Origin of the sequence: Couchioplanes azureus (genome assembly GCF_014648355.1) — a bacterium.
Lineage (GTDB): Bacteria > Actinomycetota > Actinomycetes > Mycobacteriales > Micromonosporaceae > Actinoplanes > Actinoplanes azureus.
Genome location: NZ_BMQY01000001.1, coordinates 787,080 through 804,980, shown reverse-complemented (window position 1 = coordinate 804,980; position 17,901 = coordinate 787,080). Strand labels below are relative to the sequence as shown.

General features: G+C 72.2%; 17 protein-coding genes and 1 pseudogene. 12 read left to right on the top strand and 6 right to left on the bottom strand.

What is annotated here, in order from left to right:
- Positions 1–56: 56 nt before the first annotated feature.
- On the top strand, positions 57–458 hold the full coding sequence (locus tag IEY99_RS03695) for a response regulator (RefSeq protein WP_189199268.1): 402 nt from the start codon (positions 57–59) through the stop codon (positions 456–458).
- A 230-nt stretch (positions 459–688) separates the two neighbouring features.
- Positions 689–2,425 (top strand): CBM96 family carbohydrate-binding protein, encoded by a 1,737-nt coding sequence (locus IEY99_RS03690; RefSeq protein WP_229798068.1) that lies wholly within the window; start codon positions 689–691, stop codon positions 2,423–2,425.
- 57 nt (positions 2,426–2,482) lie between these two features.
- Here IEY99_RS03690 and IEY99_RS03685 read toward each other — a convergent pair whose 3' ends face one another.
- Both IEY99_RS03685 and IEY99_RS03680 read right to left on the bottom strand, forming a co-directional pair.
- Positions 2,483–3,241, bottom strand: coding sequence for a class I SAM-dependent methyltransferase (locus tag IEY99_RS03685; RefSeq protein ID WP_189199266.1), 759 nt, complete (start codon positions 3,239–3,241; stop codon positions 2,483–2,485).
- 2 nt (positions 3,242–3,243) lie between these two features.
- The gene (locus IEY99_RS03680; RefSeq protein WP_189199264.1) at positions 3,244–4,002 is read right to left on the bottom strand and encodes an SDR family oxidoreductase; all 759 of its coding nucleotides are present in this window, start codon (positions 4,000–4,002) and stop codon (positions 3,244–3,246) included.
- A gap of 164 nt (positions 4,003–4,166) precedes the next feature.
- Between IEY99_RS03680 and mshA the strand changes: the two genes are divergently transcribed.
- Together mshA and IEY99_RS03670 are read left to right on the top strand one after the other, a co-directional pair.
- A complete protein-coding gene (gene mshA / locus IEY99_RS03675) occupies positions 4,167–5,471 on the top strand; it encodes a D-inositol-3-phosphate glycosyltransferase (protein WP_229798066.1) in 1,305 nt (434 codons plus the stop codon).
- Positions 5,472–5,502: 31 nt separating this feature from the next.
- Positions 5,503–6,000 (top strand): type III secretion system chaperone family protein, encoded by a 498-nt coding sequence (locus IEY99_RS03670; protein ID WP_189200589.1) that lies wholly within the window; start codon positions 5,503–5,505, stop codon positions 5,998–6,000.
- A 571-nt stretch (positions 6,001–6,571) separates the two neighbouring features.
- Here the strand turns inward: IEY99_RS03670 and IEY99_RS03665 are convergent.
- Positions 6,572–7,891: an MDR family MFS transporter gene (locus IEY99_RS03665; protein ID WP_189199260.1), complete on the bottom strand. Its 1,320-nt coding sequence runs from the start codon at positions 7,889–7,891 to the stop codon at positions 6,572–6,574.
- A gap of 139 nt (positions 7,892–8,030) precedes the next feature.
- Between IEY99_RS03665 and IEY99_RS03660 the strand changes: the two genes are divergently transcribed.
- On the top strand, positions 8,031–8,786 hold the full coding sequence (locus tag IEY99_RS03660) for a phosphoglyceromutase (RefSeq protein WP_189199258.1): 756 nt from the start codon (positions 8,031–8,033) through the stop codon (positions 8,784–8,786).
- A 51-nt stretch (positions 8,787–8,837) separates the two neighbouring features.
- Here the strand turns inward: IEY99_RS03660 and phoU are convergent, their stop codons facing one another.
- Complete coding sequence (phoU, locus tag IEY99_RS03655) at positions 8,838–9,485, bottom strand: phosphate signaling complex protein PhoU (RefSeq protein ID WP_189199256.1); 648 nt, start codon at positions 9,483–9,485, stop codon at positions 8,838–8,840.
- A 221-nt stretch (positions 9,486–9,706) separates the two neighbouring features.
- Between phoU and IEY99_RS03650 the strand changes: the two genes are divergently transcribed.
- Positions 9,707–11,002 carry a sensor histidine kinase gene (locus IEY99_RS03650; protein WP_229798224.1) on the top strand — a complete coding sequence of 432 codons (1,296 nt, stop codon included), beginning with the start codon at positions 9,707–9,709 and terminating at the stop codon, positions 11,000–11,002.
- Positions 11,003–11,027: 25 nt separating this feature from the next.
- A complete protein-coding gene (locus IEY99_RS03645; RefSeq protein ID WP_189199254.1) occupies positions 11,028–11,711 on the top strand; it encodes a response regulator in 684 nt (227 codons plus the stop codon).
- 271 nt (positions 11,712–11,982) lie between these two features.
- Here the strand turns inward: IEY99_RS03645 and IEY99_RS03640 are convergent, their stop codons facing one another.
- Positions 11,983–12,846 (bottom strand): DUF3109 family protein, encoded by an 864-nt coding sequence (locus IEY99_RS03640; RefSeq protein ID WP_189200585.1) that lies wholly within the window; start codon positions 12,844–12,846, stop codon positions 11,983–11,985.
- Between the two features lie 142 nt (positions 12,847–12,988).
- Here IEY99_RS03640 and IEY99_RS03635 point away from each other — a divergent pair, with 142 nt between their 5' ends.
- Entirely contained in the window at positions 12,989–13,810 is an 822-nt protein-coding gene (locus tag IEY99_RS03635) for a sugar phosphate isomerase/epimerase family protein (protein WP_189199252.1), read from the top strand.
- An 87-nt stretch (positions 13,811–13,897) separates the two neighbouring features.
- On the opposite strand, the gene IEY99_RS03630 is transcribed toward IEY99_RS03635, so the two are convergent.
- Positions 13,898–14,437 carry a CGNR zinc finger domain-containing protein gene (locus tag IEY99_RS03630; protein WP_189199250.1) on the bottom strand — a complete coding sequence of 180 codons (540 nt, stop codon included), beginning with the start codon at positions 14,435–14,437 and terminating at the stop codon, positions 13,898–13,900.
- 116 nt (positions 14,438–14,553) lie between these two features.
- Between IEY99_RS03630 and IEY99_RS03625 the strand changes: the two genes are divergently transcribed.
- The 4 genes and pseudogenes from IEY99_RS03625 to IEY99_RS03610 form a co-directional block, all read left to right on the top strand.
- Positions 14,554–15,474, top strand: coding sequence for a proline dehydrogenase family protein (locus tag IEY99_RS03625; protein ID WP_189199248.1), 921 nt, complete (start codon positions 14,554–14,556; stop codon positions 15,472–15,474).
- A gap of 177 nt (positions 15,475–15,651) precedes the next feature.
- Positions 15,652–15,867: a helix-turn-helix domain-containing protein gene (locus tag IEY99_RS03620; protein WP_071810037.1), complete on the top strand. Its 216-nt coding sequence runs from the start codon at positions 15,652–15,654 to the stop codon at positions 15,865–15,867.
- Between the two features lie 292 nt (positions 15,868–16,159).
- On the top strand, positions 16,160–16,261 hold the full coding sequence (locus IEY99_RS03615) for a 30S ribosomal protein bS22 (protein WP_007465623.1): 102 nt from the start codon (positions 16,160–16,162) through the stop codon (positions 16,259–16,261).
- 70 nt (positions 16,262–16,331) lie between these two features.
- A pseudogene (locus IEY99_RS03610) lies at positions 16,332–17,399 on the top strand (NAD-dependent epimerase/dehydratase family protein); the annotation flags it as partial.
- Between the last annotated feature and the right edge of the window lie 502 nt (positions 17,400–17,901).

Genomic DNA, 17,901 nt, shown 5'->3' with positions numbered 1-17,901 from the left:
CCCGGGCCGCTGACCCGCGGTTAGCGTGAACCGCACAAGGCTGCCTGGAGGCTCGCATGTCCGAAACCACGCAGGAGCGTCCGACCGTCCTCGTCGTCGACGACGAGGAGGATCTGCGCGACATCATGCGCCGGATGCTGGAGCGACGCGGCTTCGCCACCCTGGTCGCCGCCGACGCCGACCAGGCCCTGGCGGTCTGCCGGGACCACCCGGGCGACATCGACGTGCTCGTCACCGACCTCACCCTGCCCGACGTCCCGGGCGGCGACGTGGCCCGCGACTGCACGCAGATGCGGCCGGACCTCGGCGTCGTCTTCATCTCGGGCCTGCCCAAGGACATGGCCGTCGCCAAGGGCCTGATCGACGAGGAGGCGGTGCTCGTCAAGAAGCCGTTCACCTCCGATCTGCTGCTGGGCGCGCTGAAGTCGATGCTGGCCGAGAAGGCGCCCACCACGTAACGGGCGTACCAGCGAAACAGCGCCGCCGGACCTGAAGGTCCGGCGGCGCTTTCGTCTGTCCGGCCGCCGGTTTCCACCCGGAAAGCTCTTCATTCCGACGGCCGCCTGCCGCCTGCCCCCACCCGGCCGGACAGGCACCTGGGCTGCACCCGAACGCACTCCGCGGCGGCACCCGCCCGTTCCGAACCTGGATGTCAGACAGCGATTGATTGACATACGGGGGGACTTACGTGACTGCCAGGCGGGGGATCATCGGCATCGCCGTGACGGGCGTGGTTGCCGCAGGCGCGGGCCTCGGGCTGGCCGGTACGGCGAACGCCGCGACGACCACCGAGACCGTCAGCGTGTTCACCACCGACGACTCGTACACGTCGAGCACGCGCCGGAACACCAACTTCGGCCAGGCCGACAAGCTCGTCGTCGGCAGGTCCGCGGGGGAGACCCGGCTCTCGTACCTCAAGTTCGCGCCCAAGCTCACCACCGGTGTCACGGTGACCGGCGCGGAGCTGCGGCTTCCGGTGGACAGCAAGCCGATCGCGGCCACGCTGACCGTCCACGCGGTGTCGACGTCCTGGACCGAGAACCGCATCACCGCGGCGAACGCGCCCGCCCTCGGCAAGGCGATCGCCTCGATCAAGCCGAAGGTCACCGACACGACCCTGAGCTTCGATCTGTCCAACGTGGTCACCAGGTCGGGCACGTACGCGTTCGCCCTGAAGTCGGCCGCGACGACCGGCGTCACCCGGGTGCGCGCCCTGGAGTACGGCAGCGCCACCGGCGGCGGACCGGAGCTGCGGCTGACCGTCGCGAAGAAGACGACGGCGCCGACCACGGCCCCCACCACGGCCCCGACGACGGCGCCCACCACCGCCCCGACGCAGACGGCACCCTCGACCGCGCCCACCACGGTGCCCCCGGCCACGACCGCGCCGACCACCGCGCCGACCACGGCCGCGCCGGTCACCACCGCGCCGACCACCCCGGCGCCGACCACCCCGGCGCCGACCACCGCGCCGGCGACCGGCTGCACCACCGATGCGCTGCTGGTGCCCTCGTGCGGCGTGCTCTGGGGCGCCGCCGCCGGTGGCTTCACCGACACCCCGCGCGACCAGGCGCTGAAGGACTGGGAGGCGCTGACCGGGCGGACCGCGGCGATCTTCCACCAGTACCACAAGGGTGACGAGATGTTCCCGACCAAGGCGGAGATCGCGATGACCCGCGACCCGGCCAAGCCGCGGGTGCTGCTGCTCAACTGGAAGATCGCGTACAACACCACGTGGGCCAAGGTCGCCGCGGGCGGACAGGACGCGCGGATCGACAACTGGTCGGCGTACGTGAAGCAGAACTACGGCACGCAGAAGTTCTTCCTCGCCCTGCACCACGAGCCGGAGAACGACGTCAATCCGACCGCCGGCTCGGGCATGACCGCCAAGGACTACGCGAACATGTACCGCTACGTCATCAAGCGGCTGCGCGCCAACGGTGTCACCAACGCGATCAACGTCATCGCGTACATGGGCAACGAGAAGTGGATGGCGCAGTCGTGGTGGAAGGACCTGTACCCCGGTGACGACGTCGTGGACTGGATCGGTCTCGACTCGTACGTGAGCGTCGAGAAGGGCTACTACCACTACGGCGACATGGGCGACATCCTCGACCGCAAGCCCACCGGCGGCGGCCTCGGCTGGTACGACTGGGCCGTCACCAACCACCCGGCCAAGCCCATCATGGTCGCGGAGTGGGGCATGTACCACCGCACCTCGGTCAAGGTGGACAAGGCGCCGGCGTTCAGCACGGTGATCCCCGAGCTGAAGGCGCACCCGAAGGTCAAGGCGGTCGTCTACTTCGACACCGCGAAGGACGACGAGGGCGACCGCGACATCTCGGTGAACTCGACCGCCTCCGGCCTGGCCGCGTTCAAGACCGTCGCCGCCGACCCGATGTTCGACGTCACCATCACCCAGTAGGCATTGCCCGCCCCCCGATGAAACGGGCCGGTCTCCGCACGGAGGCCGGCCCGTTCGTCATGCCCCCGGCCAGGGGACGGTCAGCTCGCCCCGGCGCCACCGGGCGGGACCGTCCAGCACCGGCCACGACGACCGGAACCGCTCGACGGTCGCGAGCCAGCGCTGGCGTGCCCCGAACGGGGTGGCGCTCGCCTCCCACGCCGCACCCAGCGTCGCGACGAGACGGTGCACCGGGTGACCCGGCACGTTGTGGTGGATCAGGGCCTTCGGCAGCCGCTCGGCGAAGGTCGCCGGATGGTCCAGGCCGGACAGCCGGGCCGACAGGGTCAGGCTGTGCGGCACCCCCGCCTCGACGACCGCCCAGGTGGCGATCCGGCCCAGCTCGTCACAGGTCCCCTCGACCAGGAGAGCCCCGGTGGCGGTCATCGTGCGCCACGCGGCGGCGACCTCGTCCTCGGCGTACTGGCGCAGCACGTTGAACGCCCGCACCACGGTCGGGCGCAGGCCGGCGAGCTCGAAGCCGCCGCGGCGGAACTCGAGCCGGGGCGGGTCGGCGAACGGCTGCGCGGCCGCCACCCGTCCGGGATCGATCTCCAGGCCGACCACCGCGACGTCCGGGCGGACCGCCGCGGCCAGCCGGGCCCGCAGCTCGATCGCCGTGATCGGCGTCGCCCCGTAGCCCAGGTCGACCACCAAGGGCGAGGCCGCGGCCGCCAGCAGATCCCCGCACCGGTACGCGATGAAGTTGTCCACCCGGCGCAGCCGGTTGGGGTTCGTGGTGCCCCGGGTGACGGCCCCGAGCGGTCTGGTCGCCACCGCTACTCGCGGACGACCTTGTGCTGGGCGGCCTGGGCGATCGGGCGGACCACCAGCCGGTCGACGTTGACGTGCTGCGGCCGGGTGGCGGCCCAGGCGATGCAGTCCGCGATGTCGTCGGCGACGAGCGGCTCGCGCACCCCGGCGTAGACGGCGTCGGCCTTGGCCCGGTCGCCGAGGCGGTTCAGGGAGAACTCCTCGGTCCGCACCATGCCCGGGTCGATCTCGACGACCCGGACCGGCTTGCCCGCCAGCTCCAGCCGCAGGGTGCCGACCAGCGCCGTCTGGGCGTGCTTGGCGGCCGTGTATCCGCCGCCGCCCTCGTACACGACGAACGCCGCCGTGGAACCCACCGTGACCACCGTGCCGGCGCCGCTCGCCTCGAGGGCGGGCAGCAGCGCCTTGGTGACCCGCAGGGTGCCGAGCACGTTGACGTCGTACATCCACTGCCAGTCGGCGACCGAGCCCTCGGCGACCGGATCCACCCCGCGGGCGCCGCCGGCGTTGTTGACGAGCAGCGTGAGGTCCCCGTCGAGCCGGCCCACCGCGGCGGCCAGGTCGGCCACCGACTCGTCCGAGGTCACGTCGCAGGTCACCGCGGTGGCGCAGCCGGGGGCCAGCGCGCCGACGAGCTCCTTCAGCCGGTCGTCCCGGCGCGCCGCGGCCACCACGTGGAAGCCCTCCGCGGCCAGGCGGCGGGCGGTCGCCGCGCCGATGCCGCTGGACGCGCCGGTGACAACCGCGATCTTCTTCTGAACCATGCCTTCGATCCTGCCTCATGACCTGGGTCACCTCCGGCCGCCGGGAGTGACGTTCGGCACGTCGGGGCCGGGAAGATGAACGCCGTCGTAACAGTTGCCCGTTACGTTTGAGCCGCCTCCGTCCGCGGGCGCGGCTGCACTCCTGCGCCTGGAAGGGACACGACGTGGCTGATCCGCGGGACGCAGGTCGCGACTGGCCGACCCCCCGACGCATCGCCACCCTCTCGGTGCACACGTCCCCGCTGGCGCAGCCGGGCACGGGCGACGCGGGCGGCATGAACGTCTACATCGTCGAGGTGTCCAAGCGGCTCGCCGCCCTCGGCGTCGAGGTCGAGATCTTCACCCGGGCCACGTCGAGCGAGCTGCCGCCGGTCGTCGAGATGGCTCCCGGCGTCACCGTGCGGCACGTCACGGCCGGGCCGTTCGAGGGCCTGTCGAAGGAGGAGCTGCCGTCGCAGCTCTGCGCGTTCACCAACGGCGTGCTCCGGGCCGAGGCCGCCAACCCGCCCGGCCACTACGACCTGATCCACTCGCACTACTGGATGTCGGGCCAGGTCGGCTGGCTCGCCCGGGAGCGTTGGGGCGTGCCGCACGTGCACACCGCGCACACCCTCGCCAAGGTCAAGAACAGGTTCATCGCGGCCGGCGACCGGCCCGAGCCCAAGGCCCGGGTGATCGGCGAGGAGCAGGTCATCGCCGAGTCCGACCGGCTGGTGGCCAACACCCGCTTCGAGGCCCAGGACCTGGTGACCTGGTACGACGCCGAGCCCACCCGGCTCAGCGTGGTGCAGCCCGGCGTCGACCTGGGCCGGTTCCGCCCCGGCGACCAGGCGGCCGACCGCCGCCGCCTCGGCCTGAGCGAGCGCGGCCACGTGGTGGCCTTCGTCGGCCGCATCCAGCCGCTCAAGGGCCCCGACGTCCTCATCCGGGCGCTGGCCCAGCAACCGCTGCGCGACGAGCAGCTCACCGTGGTCATCTGCGGCGGGCCCAGCGGCAGCGGCCTCGACCGGCCGACGTCGCTCATCGAGCTGGCCGCCAGGCTCGGCGTCTCGCACAAGGTGCGCTTCCTGGCGCCGCAGACCGGGGAGGCGCTCGCCGCGCTCTACCGGTCGGCGGATCTGGTCGCGGTGCCGTCGCACAGCGAGTCGTTCGGCCTGGTCGCCCTGGAGGCGCAGGCCTGCGGCACACCCGTGGTCGCGGCGGCCGTCGGAGGCCTGGTCACCGCGGTCACCGACGGGGTCAGCGGCGTCCTCGTGGACGGCCACGAGCCGGCCGCCTGGGCAAGCGTGCTGGGCGGTCTGCTGCGCGAGCCCGCGCGGCGCCTGCGGCTGTCGGTGGGTGCGGTCCGGCACGCATCGAACTTCTCCTGGGAACGTACGGCGACCGGGCTCCTCCGGGTCTACCGCGAGGCCGTGGCGGAGCACCGTGCGCTGATCGCGGCCCGTCTGGCGGGCTCGCTTTCGTGGTGACCGTGTCCTGTGTGGCACGCTTTCACCTGTGGTGAACGAGATCGGGGCCCTCATCGAGCGTGTCTGCGCGGAGCGTGAGCTGCCGTGCGAGCCGACCGGCGACTCGTCGTGGGTCGTCACGATGCCGGGGACGCACAAGCTCAAGACCGCCTGCAACCTGATCGTGGGGGAGCACGCCCTGCGGATCGAGGCCTTCGTCATGCGGCACCCCGACGAGAACCACGAGCAGCTGTGGGCGTGGCTGCTGCGCCGCAACGCCCGGATGTACGGTGTCGCCTTCTCCATCGACCAGGCCGGCGACGTCTATCTGACCGGCCGGACGAGCCTGCACGGCCTCGACGAGGACGAACTCGACCGGTTGCTGGGCGCGGTGCTCACCTACGCGGACGAGTCGTTCGACTCGATGCTGGAGATCGGCTTCGGCACGGCCATCCGCCGGGAATGGGAGTGGCGCGTCAAGCGCGGTGAGTCGCTGGCCAATCTGCAGGCCTTCGCCCACTTCGCCGACCCGGACGCAAAAAAGGGCTAGCCGCGCTCGGGCCCGGCTTTCCGAGGACATTCCGGTGGCGGCGTCACACCCGGTTTTCGGGGCGCCGGGTCCCGGCTTCCGAAGCGCATTTCTGTGGCGCCGTGCTCGGGCTTCCGCGGGGGAAGCGCCGTCGTGGCGCCGGCCGGGTCTCGCGCGGGCGCTTCGGGCGCGCCGCCGGGTCTCGCCTGGGCGCTTCTGGCGCGCTGACCTGGGCTGCGCGGGCGCTTATGCCGCGCTGACCTGGGCTTTCGTGAGTGTGCGCGGGTGGCGCCGGCGGCGGCGGACGACACCCATCCCCATAGGCGTCGCCCGCACTAACCGCCGGTCTCGGGTCGCGCCGTCCCCCAACGGCTGATGCCACCCGTCCCCGGACGCCGCACCGCGGTGACCCCGAAAGGTCGACCCGTTCCCCGAACTGACGGTTCGGCGTCCATCGACCACGCTAGTTGGGCTCGGCAAGGCTCACAAGCGAGTTGGCGTTCCGCCATCTGTCGGGACGGTCACAGGCGGCAACTTCGCCCTCACGGATGATGGTCGACTCGCCCGGAAGGCCAATTGCTTACCACCCGGTTCAGCCGTCGGCCGCGACCCGGACCGCCTGGGGCGGGGTCACGTCCTCCGCGTGCGGTGTCTCCGTCGCGGCCGGCGAGAGGCCGGCGGGCGCGGGGCTCGTCGGCCGGTGCTCGCAGAGCCGGAGCTCCGCGGCGCGGCGTTCCCGGGCCGGGCCGGACAGGATCTGACCGGCGGCCACCAGGACGCCGATCACCGCGCAGCTCAGCCAGAGCACCGTGTCGCCCGCATGCTGCTGGACGAAGCCGCCGACCACCGGCGCCAGCGCGGAGCCCGCCGACCACGACAGCGAGTTGACGCCCTGGTAGCGCCCGCGGAGCAGGGACGGCGACAGCTCCGCGACCAGGGCGGAGTTCGACGGGCTCTGGAGCATCTCGCCGAGCGTCCAGATGACCACCGTGAGCACGTAGAAGGCGGGCGTGCCCGCGAACGCGGTGAGGCCGAACCCGACGCCCATGATGACCGTGGCGAGGGCCAGCACCCGCGAGCGGTTGTGGCCGTCGATCAGCTTCGGCACGAAGAGCTGGCCCGCGACGATCATGATGCCGTTCGCCGCGATCACCCAGCCGAACGTGGCGGGGCTCAGCCCGTCCGCGCTCATCGCGATCGGCAGCGCCGAGATGTGCTGCATGATCACCAGCACGACGACGAAGTTGAGCCCGAGGAAGATCAGGAAGACCCGGTCGCGGAACACCGTCCCCAGCCCCGGGCCGCCCCGGGCCCGGCGGGCGGCGGTGCGCGCCGGCCTGGTCTCGGCCAGGAAGATCAGGCTGATCAGGGCGGTGATCAGGGTGGTGCCCGCGTCCACCACGAAGAGCAGCAGGTAGTCCAACTGGGCGGCGAAGCCCGCAAGGATCGCCGCGCCGGCGAAGCCCAGGTTCACCGCCCAGTAGTTCAGCGAGTACGCCCGGATGCGGTCCTTGTCGGGCAGGACGTCGACCATCATCGCCTGGAACGCCGGGCGTACCCCCTCGGCGAACAGGCCCAGCAGCCAGGCGCCGGCCATGAGCTGCCAGAAGCCCTCGGCGAAGCCGAGCGCGAGCATGAGCGCGGCGGTGCCGAACTGGGCGGTCAGCATCGTGGGGCGCCGGCCCCAGCGGTCGGTGAGCACGCCGCCGGTCATGGTGCCGATCCCGCCGCCGACGCCGTACGCCCCCAGCACGAGCCCGGCCTGGCTCTGCGTGAAGTGTTGCTCCTGGGTGAGGTAGATGGCGAGGTAGATGACGGCGAAGGAGCCCAGCCGGTTGATCAGAGTGCCGGTCCAGAGGAACCAGAACTGCCGGGGCAGCCCACCCGCCGCTTCCCGTAACCACCCGCGCACGCCACGTACCCCCACGTAAGCACCGGTAACGAATTCCAGGACTTACAACCTAGTGATCTCGCGCGGGTCCCGCAGCCCGATTTCCACGTGGTGGTCGCCACTGAGGGTGGCGTCACATCGCCGCCCGGCCTGCGGCAGGATGGAGGGCATGACTGGGACCCTTGTGCTGCTGCGCCACGGCGAGAGCGAGTGGAACGCCAAGAACCTCTTCACCGGCTGGGTCGACGTCGACCTGAACGCCAAGGGTGAGACCGAGGCCCGCCGTGGCGGCGAGTTGCTGAAGGAGCACGGGCTGCTGCCCGACGTGGTGCACACCAGCGTGCTGCGCCGCGCGATCCGCACCAGCGAGATCGCCCTGCACACGGCGGACCGGCACTGGATCCCGGTGAAGCGCCACTGGCGGCTCAACGAGCGCCACTACGGCGCGCTCCAGGGCAAGGACAAGAAGCAGACCCTGGAGGCGTACGGCGAGGAGCAGTTCATGCTCTGGCGCCGGTCGTACGACGTCCCGCCGCCGCCGATCGCCGACGACGACGAGTACTCGCAGATCGGCGACGCGCGCTACGCGGCGCTGCCGCCGGAGCTGATGCCGCGCTCCGAATGCCTGAAGGACGTGCTCCTGCGCGCCCTGCCGTACTGGTACGACGCGATCGTCCCCGACCTGCGGGCGGGCAGGACGGTGCTCGTCGCGGCGCACGGCAACTCGCTGCGCGCCATCGTGAAGCACCTCGACCAGATCTCCGACGAGGCGATCGCCAAGCTCAACATCCCGACCGGCATCCCGCTGCGCTACGACCTGGACGACACGCTGCGCCCGGTGACGGCCGGCGGCGCGTACCTCGATCCCGACCTCGCCCGGGAAGCCGCGGCCGCGGTCGCCAACCAGGGCCGCTGAGCCGCGAACGGAGCGGCCGGGGCCCGCGCCCCGGCCGCTCCGGCGACGAGGTCAGTCCTGGGCTTGTTCGCCGGTGATCAGGTAGATCATGTGCTGGCCCGAGTTGACCGCGTGGTCGGCGTAGCGCTCGTAGAAGCGGCCGAGGAGGGCGCCGTCGATCGCCGTCTCCGCGCCGTAGGGCCAGTCGTCGTCGAGCAGGACCTTGAAGAGGTCGCGTTCCAGGTCGTCCATGGCGTCGTCGTCCTTCTCCAGCTCGGCCGCGAGGTCGGCGTCCGGGCTGGCCAGGACCTTGGTGATCTTGCCGGCCATGCGGTCGGCCACCTCGGCCATCTGCCGGAAGACCGGGCGCAGCTCCGCCGGTACGGCCGGCGAGGGGTGGCGGCGCAGCGCGGTCTTGGCCACGTGCTCGGCCAGGTCGCCCATGCGCTCGAGGTCGGCGGAGATGTGCAGGGCCGTGATCACCATGCGCAGGTCGGAGGCGACCGGGGCCTGCCGGGCGATGGTGTCGGCGACCTTCGTCTCGACCTGGCGGTAGATCTCGTCCACCTCGGCGTCGCGGGCCACCACGGACTCGGCGGCTTCGCGGTCGGCGGTCAGCAGGGCGGTGGTCGCCTTCCTCAGTGCCGCGCGTACGGCCTCCGCCATCGTCACCAGCAGGCGACTGACCTCGTGGAGGTCGGCCTGAAACTCCTCGCGCATGTTCCGTCCCGATGTTCGTGGGCTGCCTCGGCCTTGCCGGGCCGGGAGCCGGGGTGTGCAGGGCTTGCAGCGGCAACGCTAGGAGTGCATGGCGGCGCGGACATGAACGGCGGTGAACGACGCCGGGCCGGATGGTGAACATTCCTCGAAGCGCGCCGGATTTGTCCGATTGTACGCTCGGTCCAGGTAAACAATGACCCTACGATCGCTGCGTGGACCCGGTGAACGGCATCGCCCTCCTCCTGGCCGCGCTTGCCGGCGGCGGGGCGGCCGGGTGGCTGCTGTCCCGCGCCCACCGGCCCGGCCCGGCCGCGCCGGGGGCGGCCGACCGTCCGGCTGTCCCGACCAAGGGGGGACGAAAGATCGACACCGACGAGGAGCCGAGCGGCAAGCACGGCCTCAAGGGTCTCGGGCGCAAGAGCCTCGACTCGCTGCGGGTGGGCGTGGTGGTGCTGGATGCGGAGGACCACCCCGCGCTCGTCAACCCGGCGGCGCGGGCGATGGGGCTGCTCCGCTCCGGCGGCGCCCCCGGCACCCTCGCGGCGCACCCCATCCTGCGGACCCTGGCCGGCCAGGTGCGGCGCACGGGCGTACGCCGGGAGGTCGAGCTCGACCTGCCCCGGGGACGCGCCGGCGGCGCCCAGGCACCCCTGGGCCTGCACCTGCGCGCGGTGGCGCTCAACTCCACGCACGTCGCGATCGAGGCCGCCGACGTCACCGAGTCGCACCGCCTCGCCCGGGTCCGCCGCGACTTCGTCGCCAACGTGAGCCACGAGCTCAAGACGCCCATCGGTGCGCTGCAACTGCTCGCCGAGGCGCTGCTCGACGCGACCGCGATGCCGGAGGCCTCGCCCGAGGCGCAGTCCGAGGACCTGATCGCCGCCCGCCGGTTCGCCGAACGCATCCACCACGAGTCCGCCCGGATGGGCCGGCTCGTCAACGAGCTGCTCGAGCTCACCCGCCTGCAGGGCGCCGAGCCGCTGCCCACGCCGCAGCCGGTCGCCGTCGACTGGGTCATCGCCGAGGTCGTCGACCGGACCCGCACCACCGCGGCGGCGAAGCACATCGAGGTCGTCTACACCGGCCCCAAGGGCGCCACCGTGTACGGCAGCGACAGCCAGATCGCCACCGCCGTGACCAACCTCGTGGAGAACGCGATCGCGTACTCGGGGGAGAACACCCGCGTCGCGCTGAGCCTGCGCCAGGACGACGAGTGGATCGAGATCGACGTCGCCGACCAGGGCATCGGGATCGCCCCGCACGACGTCGACCGGATCTTCGAGCGGTTCTACCGTGCCGACCAGGCCCGGTCCCGGTCCACCGGCGGCACCGGCCTGGGTCTGGCCATCGTCAAACACATCGCCACCAACCACGGTGGCCGCGTCGACGTGTCCAGCACGCTCGGCGGTGGTTCGACGTTCACCTTGCGCCTACCGGCGCGACCCCCGGAATCCCCGCTGCCGTTACCGGCGGCGATTGAGATCGAGTCCGGCGCGGCCGGGCTCCCCTCGGCCTGACGGCCGGCTCTGGAAAGGAACCCCATTGGCTCGCGTGCTCGTGGTCGAGGATGAGGAGTCGTTCTCCGACGCCCTGTCGTACATGCTCCGCAAGGAGGGCTTCGAGGTCTCGGTCGCCGCGACCGGCACCTCGGCGCTGACGCAGTTCGACCGGACCGGCGCCGACATCGTCCTGCTCGACCTGATGTTGCCCGAGATGTCCGGCACGGAGGTCTGCCGGCAACTGCGGCAGCGCTCCGCCGTACCGATCATCATGGTGACCGCCCGGGACAGCGAGATCGACAAGGTGGTCGGGCTGGAGATCGGCGCCGACGACTACGTCACCAAGCCGTACTCGCCGCGCGAGCTGGTCGCCCGGATCCGCGCCGTGCTGCGCCGCCAGGGTGCCGAGGCGGCCGAGGTGACGACGCCGACGCTGGCGGCCGGGCCGGTCCGGATGGACGTCGAACGGCACGTGGTGACGGTCGACGGGGCCGGGGTTCAGCTGCCGCTGAAGGAGTTCGAGCTGCTGGAGCTGCTGCTGCGCAACGCCGGCCGGGTGCTGACCCGCGGGCAGCTCATCGACCGGGTCTGGGGCGCAGATTATGTCGGCGACACCAAGACGCTGGACGTGCACGTGAAGCGGCTGCGGTCGAAGGTGGAGCCGGAGCCGAGCGCGCCGCGGTACATCGTCACTGTGCGTGGTCTGGGGTACAAGTTCGAGCCGTGATCGGCTTGGGGGGTGGTCGCTGTGGGCTTCGGGGGAGGGGATGACCCACTCCGGGCGGTCAGGCTTGATCCCTGCGTGGGCCATCCCCTCCCCCGAAGCCGTTGTGGTCGCTCTCCGCGAGCCGGTGCGGCGCCGGTGCGCCACCCTGGTGACCCCGCGACCTAGGTAGCCGTCCCGGGGAGGCCGGGCATCATGTCGAGCCGTTCCAGGCTCGCCAGTGCCGCGATCTCCGTCCGGGCGGTCCCCGCCTGTGACCTGCGGCCGTGACCGGTTACTTCGGGGCGGTGGGGGGTGTTGCGGGTTCGCGGCCGCCGCGCTTCTTGGGTGTGTTGGTGGCTTGGGTGGTGGTGGCTTGCGCGGCGGTGGTGGCGGGGTGGGGGGCTACCAGGCGGGATGCCAGGCGGGCGTCGCAGAGGCGGGCTAGTTCGGCGTAGGCGTCCTGGCCGATGAGGGCGGCGAGTTCCGGGCCGTACGAGCGGTACATGGGTTCGGTGCCCACGTGGGCGTCCGGGGAGGAGGTGCACCACCAGTCGAGGTCGTGGCCGCCTGGGCCCCAGCCGCGGCGGTCGAACTCGGTCAGCGTGGAGAGCAGGTACTTTGTGCCGTCCGGGCGTTTGGTCCAGTCCTGTTCGCGGCGGACCGGGAGCTGCCAGCAGACGTCGGGCTTGTAGGTCAACGGGTGGACGCCGTCGCGCAGCGCCTGGGCGTGCAGGGCGCAACCGCCGCCGCCCGGGAAGTCGGCGTCGTTGAGGAAGACGCAGGGGCCGTCGTCGGGCTGGGTGGCCGTACGCCGGGCCGGCTTGGCGCCGTCGATCGTGTCCATCTCCGTGTAGTTCTTGAACCCGCGCCGGTAGTGCTGCCAGTTCTCGGGCGTCAGCTTGGCGGCCGCCTGCTTGGTCCGGTGCTCGTCGTCGGCGTCGGTGAAGAACGCGCCGTGCGAGCAGCAGCCGTCCTGCGGGCGCCCGGCGATGATGCCGTGGCAGGCGGAGCCGAACACGCACGTCCACCGGGACAGCAGCCAGGTCAGGTCGGCGCGGACGACGTGCTGCTCGTCGGCGGGATCGACGAACTCGATCCATTCGCGAGGGAAGTCCAGGTCGACCTCGCGGGCGCGGGCTGCTGCCGCGTCGTCCATCAGGATGCGGAGCTGGGTGCGGCGACTCACGGCGACAGCGTACGCGCGCCCGCCGGGCACCCGCGCTCAGCGGGCCGGGTTTGTCCTCATGTATACCGACCGAGGAACTGGCAGCCGTGCCGGACGGGTCTACCCTTGACGCGTGGCTTCCCATGTCCCGGTGATCCTTTCCAGCTCTTCGGTCTTCCCCGAGCCCACCGCGGCCACGTTCGAGATGGCGGCGACGGTGGGCTACGACGGCGTCGAGGTCATGGTCTGGACGGACGCCGTCAGCCAGGACGCCGGCGCTCTGCAGGGGCTGGCGAAGCACTACGGCGTGCCGGTCCTGTCGGTGCACGCGCCGTGCCTGCTGGTGACCCAGCGGGTGTGGAGCCCCGACCCGTGGGAGCGGCTCAGCCGCGCCGCCCAGCTCGCCGAGACGCTCGGCGCGCCGACCGTGGTGGTGCACCCGCCGTTCACCTGGCAGCGCGACTACGCCCGCAACTTCGCGCAGGGGCTGGCGAAGGTGCAGGCCCGGCATCCGGACACGACCTTCGCGATCGAGAACATGTATCCGGTGCGGATGGCGGGGCGCACCTTCGTCCCGTACGTGCCGGGGTGGGATCCGACCGAGGCCGGCTACGACGCGTACACGCTGGATCTTTCGCACTGCGCGGCGGCCCGGACCGACTCGCTGGAGATGGCGGACCGGATGGGCTCCGGGCTCAAGCACGTCCACCTGGGCGACGGCACCGGGGAGGGCCGGGACGAGCACCTGGTTCCCGGCCGGGGCAACCAGCCGTGCGCCGAGCTGCTGCGGTCGCTGTCGAGCCGCGGGTTCCGGGGTTCCGTCGCGCTGGAGGTGTCGACCCGCAAGGTGACCAGCCGCGAGGCACGGGTGCAGGACCTGCGGGAGTCGCTGGAGTTCGCCCGCCGTCACCTTGCCCCGGCAGGCTCGGCGGCCCCGGCGGTCACCTCGGCGTAGGCGTCGTGGGCCCGCTGCCGACGGCCGGACCGGGGAGGCGAGCGGCGGGTCGGACCGAAGTGTGCCGGCTCAGGTGGCGAGCGGGGATCAGGCCGGCGTGAGGGTAGCGGCGCGCTTGCGGGCGCGGTGGGCCGCCACGTGCGAGCGGGTCGCGCAGCGCTCCGAGCAGAAGCGGCGGCAGTTGTTCGACGACGTGTCGAGGTAGACGTTGCCGCAGCGCTCGTCGGCGCAGATGCCGAAGCGTGCGCTGCCGTACTCGCAGAGCCAGACCGACAGGCCCCAGACCGCGCCCGCCAGGAACTCGGCGCTCACCGACGCTCCCCGGCTGGTGACGTGCATGTGCCAGTCGCTGGCGTCGTGGCCGGAGATGCGCGGCTGCACCGGATAGGCCTCCAGGAGCGCGTTCAGCTCGGCGACGGCGTCCGTGTCGCGGCCGGAGGTGCCGTACTCGAAGACCTCGCGGAGCCGCCGCTGGGCGCGGCGGAATGCCGCGAGGTCCTTGTCGGTGACCTCGTCGCCCATCCAGGCGAGCTCGCCGCCGCCGAAGAGCGCCCGCAACCCGGCGAGGTCGTCGAGGCCCGCGTTGACCAGCTCCACCGCCGTGCGTGCGTACGCATCGAAGTTCACCCGACAACGGTAACCGCCCGGGTCCCGGACCGACATGGTCGGCGTGCCGGGCTGTGCACCATCGGCGGTGGCGGCTCCGCCGTATCCTGCTGGGACCCGGGCGATACGCTCGCCTCATGCTCCGATCCGTCTTCCTCGCCGCCGCCCGGTCATCCCGGATGGAGCGGCTCATCTCGACCGCCCCCGTCACCAAGGGGATCGTCACGCGGTTCGTCGCCGGCACGGGTGTCGACGACGCTCTGCGCGTCACTAGCACGCTGGCCGGCGACGGTCTGGCGATCACTCTGGACTATCTCGGCGAGGACACGCTGACGGCGGAGCAGGCGACGGCTACCAAGGATCAGTACCTCACCCTGCTCGAGGAGCTGAAGGACGCCGGGCTGACGCCGGCGGCCGAGGTCAGCCTGAAGCTCTCGGCCATGGGTCAGAAGATCGACGATCGGATGGCGTACGAGCACGCGCGCGCGATCTGCGCCGCGGCGGTCGAGGCGGGCACCACGGTGACCCTCGACATGGAGGACCACACCACCACGGACTCGACGCTGGAGATCCTCGCCGAGCTGCGCAAGGACTACCCGAGCACCGGCGCGGTCCTGCAGGCCTACCTGCGGCGTACCGAGGGCGACTGCCGGGAGCTGGCCACCGCCGGCTCGCGGGTGCGGCTCTGCAAGGGCGCGTACGCCGAGCCGGAGTCGGTCGCCTACCAGTCCACGCTCGACGTGGACAAGGCGTACGTGCGCTGCCTCAACATCCTGATGTCCGGCGAGGGCTACCCGATGATCGCCTCGCACGACCCGCGGATCATCGCCATCGCCGAGGACCGGGCCCGCTGGTTCGACCGGCGCCCCGACGAGTTCGAGTTCCAGATGCTCTACGGGATCCGCCCGGAGGAGCAGGCCCGGCTGGCGGCGGCCGGGCACACCGTGCGCGTCTACGTCCCGTACGGCGACGAGTGGTACGGCTACCTCATGCGCCGCATCGCCGAACGCCCGGCAAACCTGGCGTTCTTCGGCAAAGCACTCACCAGCAAGAAGTAGGTCACCTTTCGGGATAAAACCCGCGTGTCACCTTGACTTTTTGTAGGCATTTCACCGAACGCATCGCCCTGGTAACAGAGGTCTCGATACCGTACTGATGACACGCGCGCCCACCGCCGCGGCGCAAGGCCTTTCCGGCCGCGGCGGAGGCGCCTGCGAAAGGATCGGTGCGAGGAGATGACGGGTCCAGCAGCCCAGACCGAGGAGCGCCTCGCGGAGGTGCGCTTCCTGACCGTGGCCGAGGTTGCCGCGCTCATGCGGGTCTCCAAGATGACCGTCTACCGGCTGGTGCACGGTGGCGAGCTGAGCGCCGTGCGGGTGGGCCGCTCGTTCCGGGTGCCCGAGCACGCCGTGCACACGTATCTGCGAGGAGCCTTCTCCCAGACCGCGTGACGGACCGGAGATTGCGGCGGACCCGGTGACGGCCGGCTGTGGGCGTCCGGGCCGGGTGCGGTCGGGCTCTCACCCGAGGGCCCGGATCGGCGTTCACGCGAGGAACCCTGGCGGCGATGTCGCGAGGGGCCGTGTTGGTCCCCCGGAGCCCGGGCCGCTACGCTGAAGCGGTTCGCCCCGGGATACCCGTGTGCGTTTGGGCGCCGCGGCCGAGGGGCAAACCGCTGTCAGTCCGGTCGGCGCGCCAGTGCGTGCGCAGCGGCCGGCCCACATGGTTCGAGAGGCATGACGTATGGGCTCCGTGGTCAAGAAGCGCCGCAAGCGTATGGCGAAGAAGAAGCACCGTAAGCTGCTGCGCAAGACCCGCGTCCAGCGTCGCCGTCTCGGCAAGTGACGCCCGGCCGGGTCCTCGACCCGGCCCGCTCACCTGCCTTCCCCCCAAGCCGCACGTGAGAGGCGCGCCTGTGGTGTCGTCCGAAGCCGCGGCCCCACCGCGGGTCGTCGTGGTCACCGGGGTGAGCCGCTTCCTCGGCGCCCGGGTGGCGTCCCGCCTCGCCTCCGATCCGCGGATCGAGCGTGTCATCGGCCTGGATCCGCACGATCCGCCGCCGGCTCTCACGGGCCTGCTGACGGACGTCGAGCTGATCCGGGCCGACGCGCGTGCGGCCACCGGCGCCATCGCCGAGCTCGGCGCCGAGGCGGTCGTCCACCTCGCGATCACCAGCGCACCGGACCCGCACCACGGCGGTCGCGCGGCGATGAAAGAGCAGAACGTCATCGGGACGATGCAGCTCCTGGCCGCCGCCCAGGGCGCCGGCCGGCTGCGCAAGCTCGTGGTGCGCTCGTCCACGGCGGCGTACGGCGCCTCGTTCCGCGACCCCGCCGTCTTCACCGAGGACACCGAGCCTCGCGCCGTGCCCCGCGGCTCCTTCGCCCGTGACATCCTCGACATCGAGGGCTACGTCCGGGGCTTCCGCCGCCGTCGCCCCGGGGTGTCGGCGACCGTGCTGCGCTTCGCGCCGTTCCTCAGCGAGACCGCCGAGACGTCGCTGACCCGCTACTTCGCCCAGCCCGTGGTGCCCACCGTGCTGGGCCGCGACGCCCGGCTCCAGTTCGTGCACGTCGACGATGCGCTGGAGATCCTGCACCGCTCGGTCGTCGAGGACCATCCCGGCACCTTCAACGTGGCCGGGGCGGGCGTGCTGATGCTCTCGCAGGCCGTGCGCAGGGCCGGCCGGGTCGCGGTGCCGCTGCCGGAGGGCACGCTCTCCGCCGTCGCCGCCCTGGCGCGCAACGTGGGTGTCGGCGAGATCGGCCTGGACCAGATCGATCTCTTCGTGCACGGCCGGGTGGTGGACACCGCCCGGCTGGTCAAGGAGTTCGGGTTCACGCCGCGGAGCACGGCGGCCGCTTTCGACGACTTCATCAAGGGCCATCACAACGGTTCCTCGCTCACCGCGGCCCGGCTGGCCGCAGCCGAGCGCGCCATCCTGGACGGGATCCGCCGGGTCCGCTCCGCCGCGTCCGCGGAGCCTGCCGACGACCCGGGGGCCGCCGGCCGGCCGGGGGCCGCGGGCGGGCCGGTCGAGGGTCGCGCCGCCGCCGACCGCGCCGGAGCCGGTGCGCCGGTCGATCATCGTGAGGCCGTCACATCATGAGCCAGGACGAGTACCACGCGTCGCTGCCGGGCCACGCCGACTTCACGCTGCCGCAGGCGCCCCCGCCCAAGCCGGTGAACGGCAAGCGGCCCATCCCGATCCCGGACCCGCCGCCGGCGGCCCGCCGCCCTCGCCGCCGCCCCGCGGCCGCCGCGGCGGCGGAGAGGGCCGAGAAGCACGAGACCGCGGACCCGGCCGGCGACGACGGACAGGACGCCGCACCGAAGCCGCCACCCCGCAAGACACGCGGCGGCCGCGGCACGCCCGCCAGCAGCGGACGGGGCACGCCCGCCAGCGCCGGACGCGGCACGCCGGCCAGCGGCACGCCGGCCAGCGGCACGCCGGCCAACGGCACGCCGGCCAGCGGCACGCCGGC

Bases quoted from the DNA above. Each gene is read 5' to 3' on its own strand.
- IEY99_RS03620 (WP_071810037.1), top strand. From the start codon at position 15,652: ATGACGGGTCCAGCAGCCCAGACCGAGGAGCGCCTCGCGGAGGTGCGC.
- phoU (WP_189199256.1), bottom strand. From the start codon at position 9,485: ATGCGCGAGGAGTTTCAGGCCGACCTCCACGAGGTCAGTCGCCTGCTG.
- IEY99_RS03625 (WP_189199248.1), top strand. From the start codon at position 14,554: ATGCTCCGATCCGTCTTCCTCGCCGCCGCCCGGTCATCCCGGATGGAG.
- IEY99_RS03695 (WP_189199268.1), top strand. From the start codon at position 57: ATGTCCGAAACCACGCAGGAGCGTCCGACCGTCCTCGTCGTCGACGAC.
- IEY99_RS03660 (WP_189199258.1), top strand. From the start codon at position 8,031: ATGGAGGGCATGACTGGGACCCTTGTGCTGCTGCGCCACGGCGAGAGC.
- IEY99_RS03680 (WP_189199264.1), bottom strand. From the start codon at position 4,002: ATGGTTCAGAAGAAGATCGCGGTTGTCACCGGCGCGTCCAGCGGCATC.
- IEY99_RS03615 (WP_007465623.1), top strand. From the start codon at position 16,160: ATGGGCTCCGTGGTCAAGAAGCGCCGCAAGCGTATGGCGAAGAAGAAG.
- IEY99_RS03640 (WP_189200585.1), bottom strand. From the start codon at position 12,846: ATGGACGACGCGGCAGCAGCCCGCGCCCGCGAGGTCGACCTGGACTTC.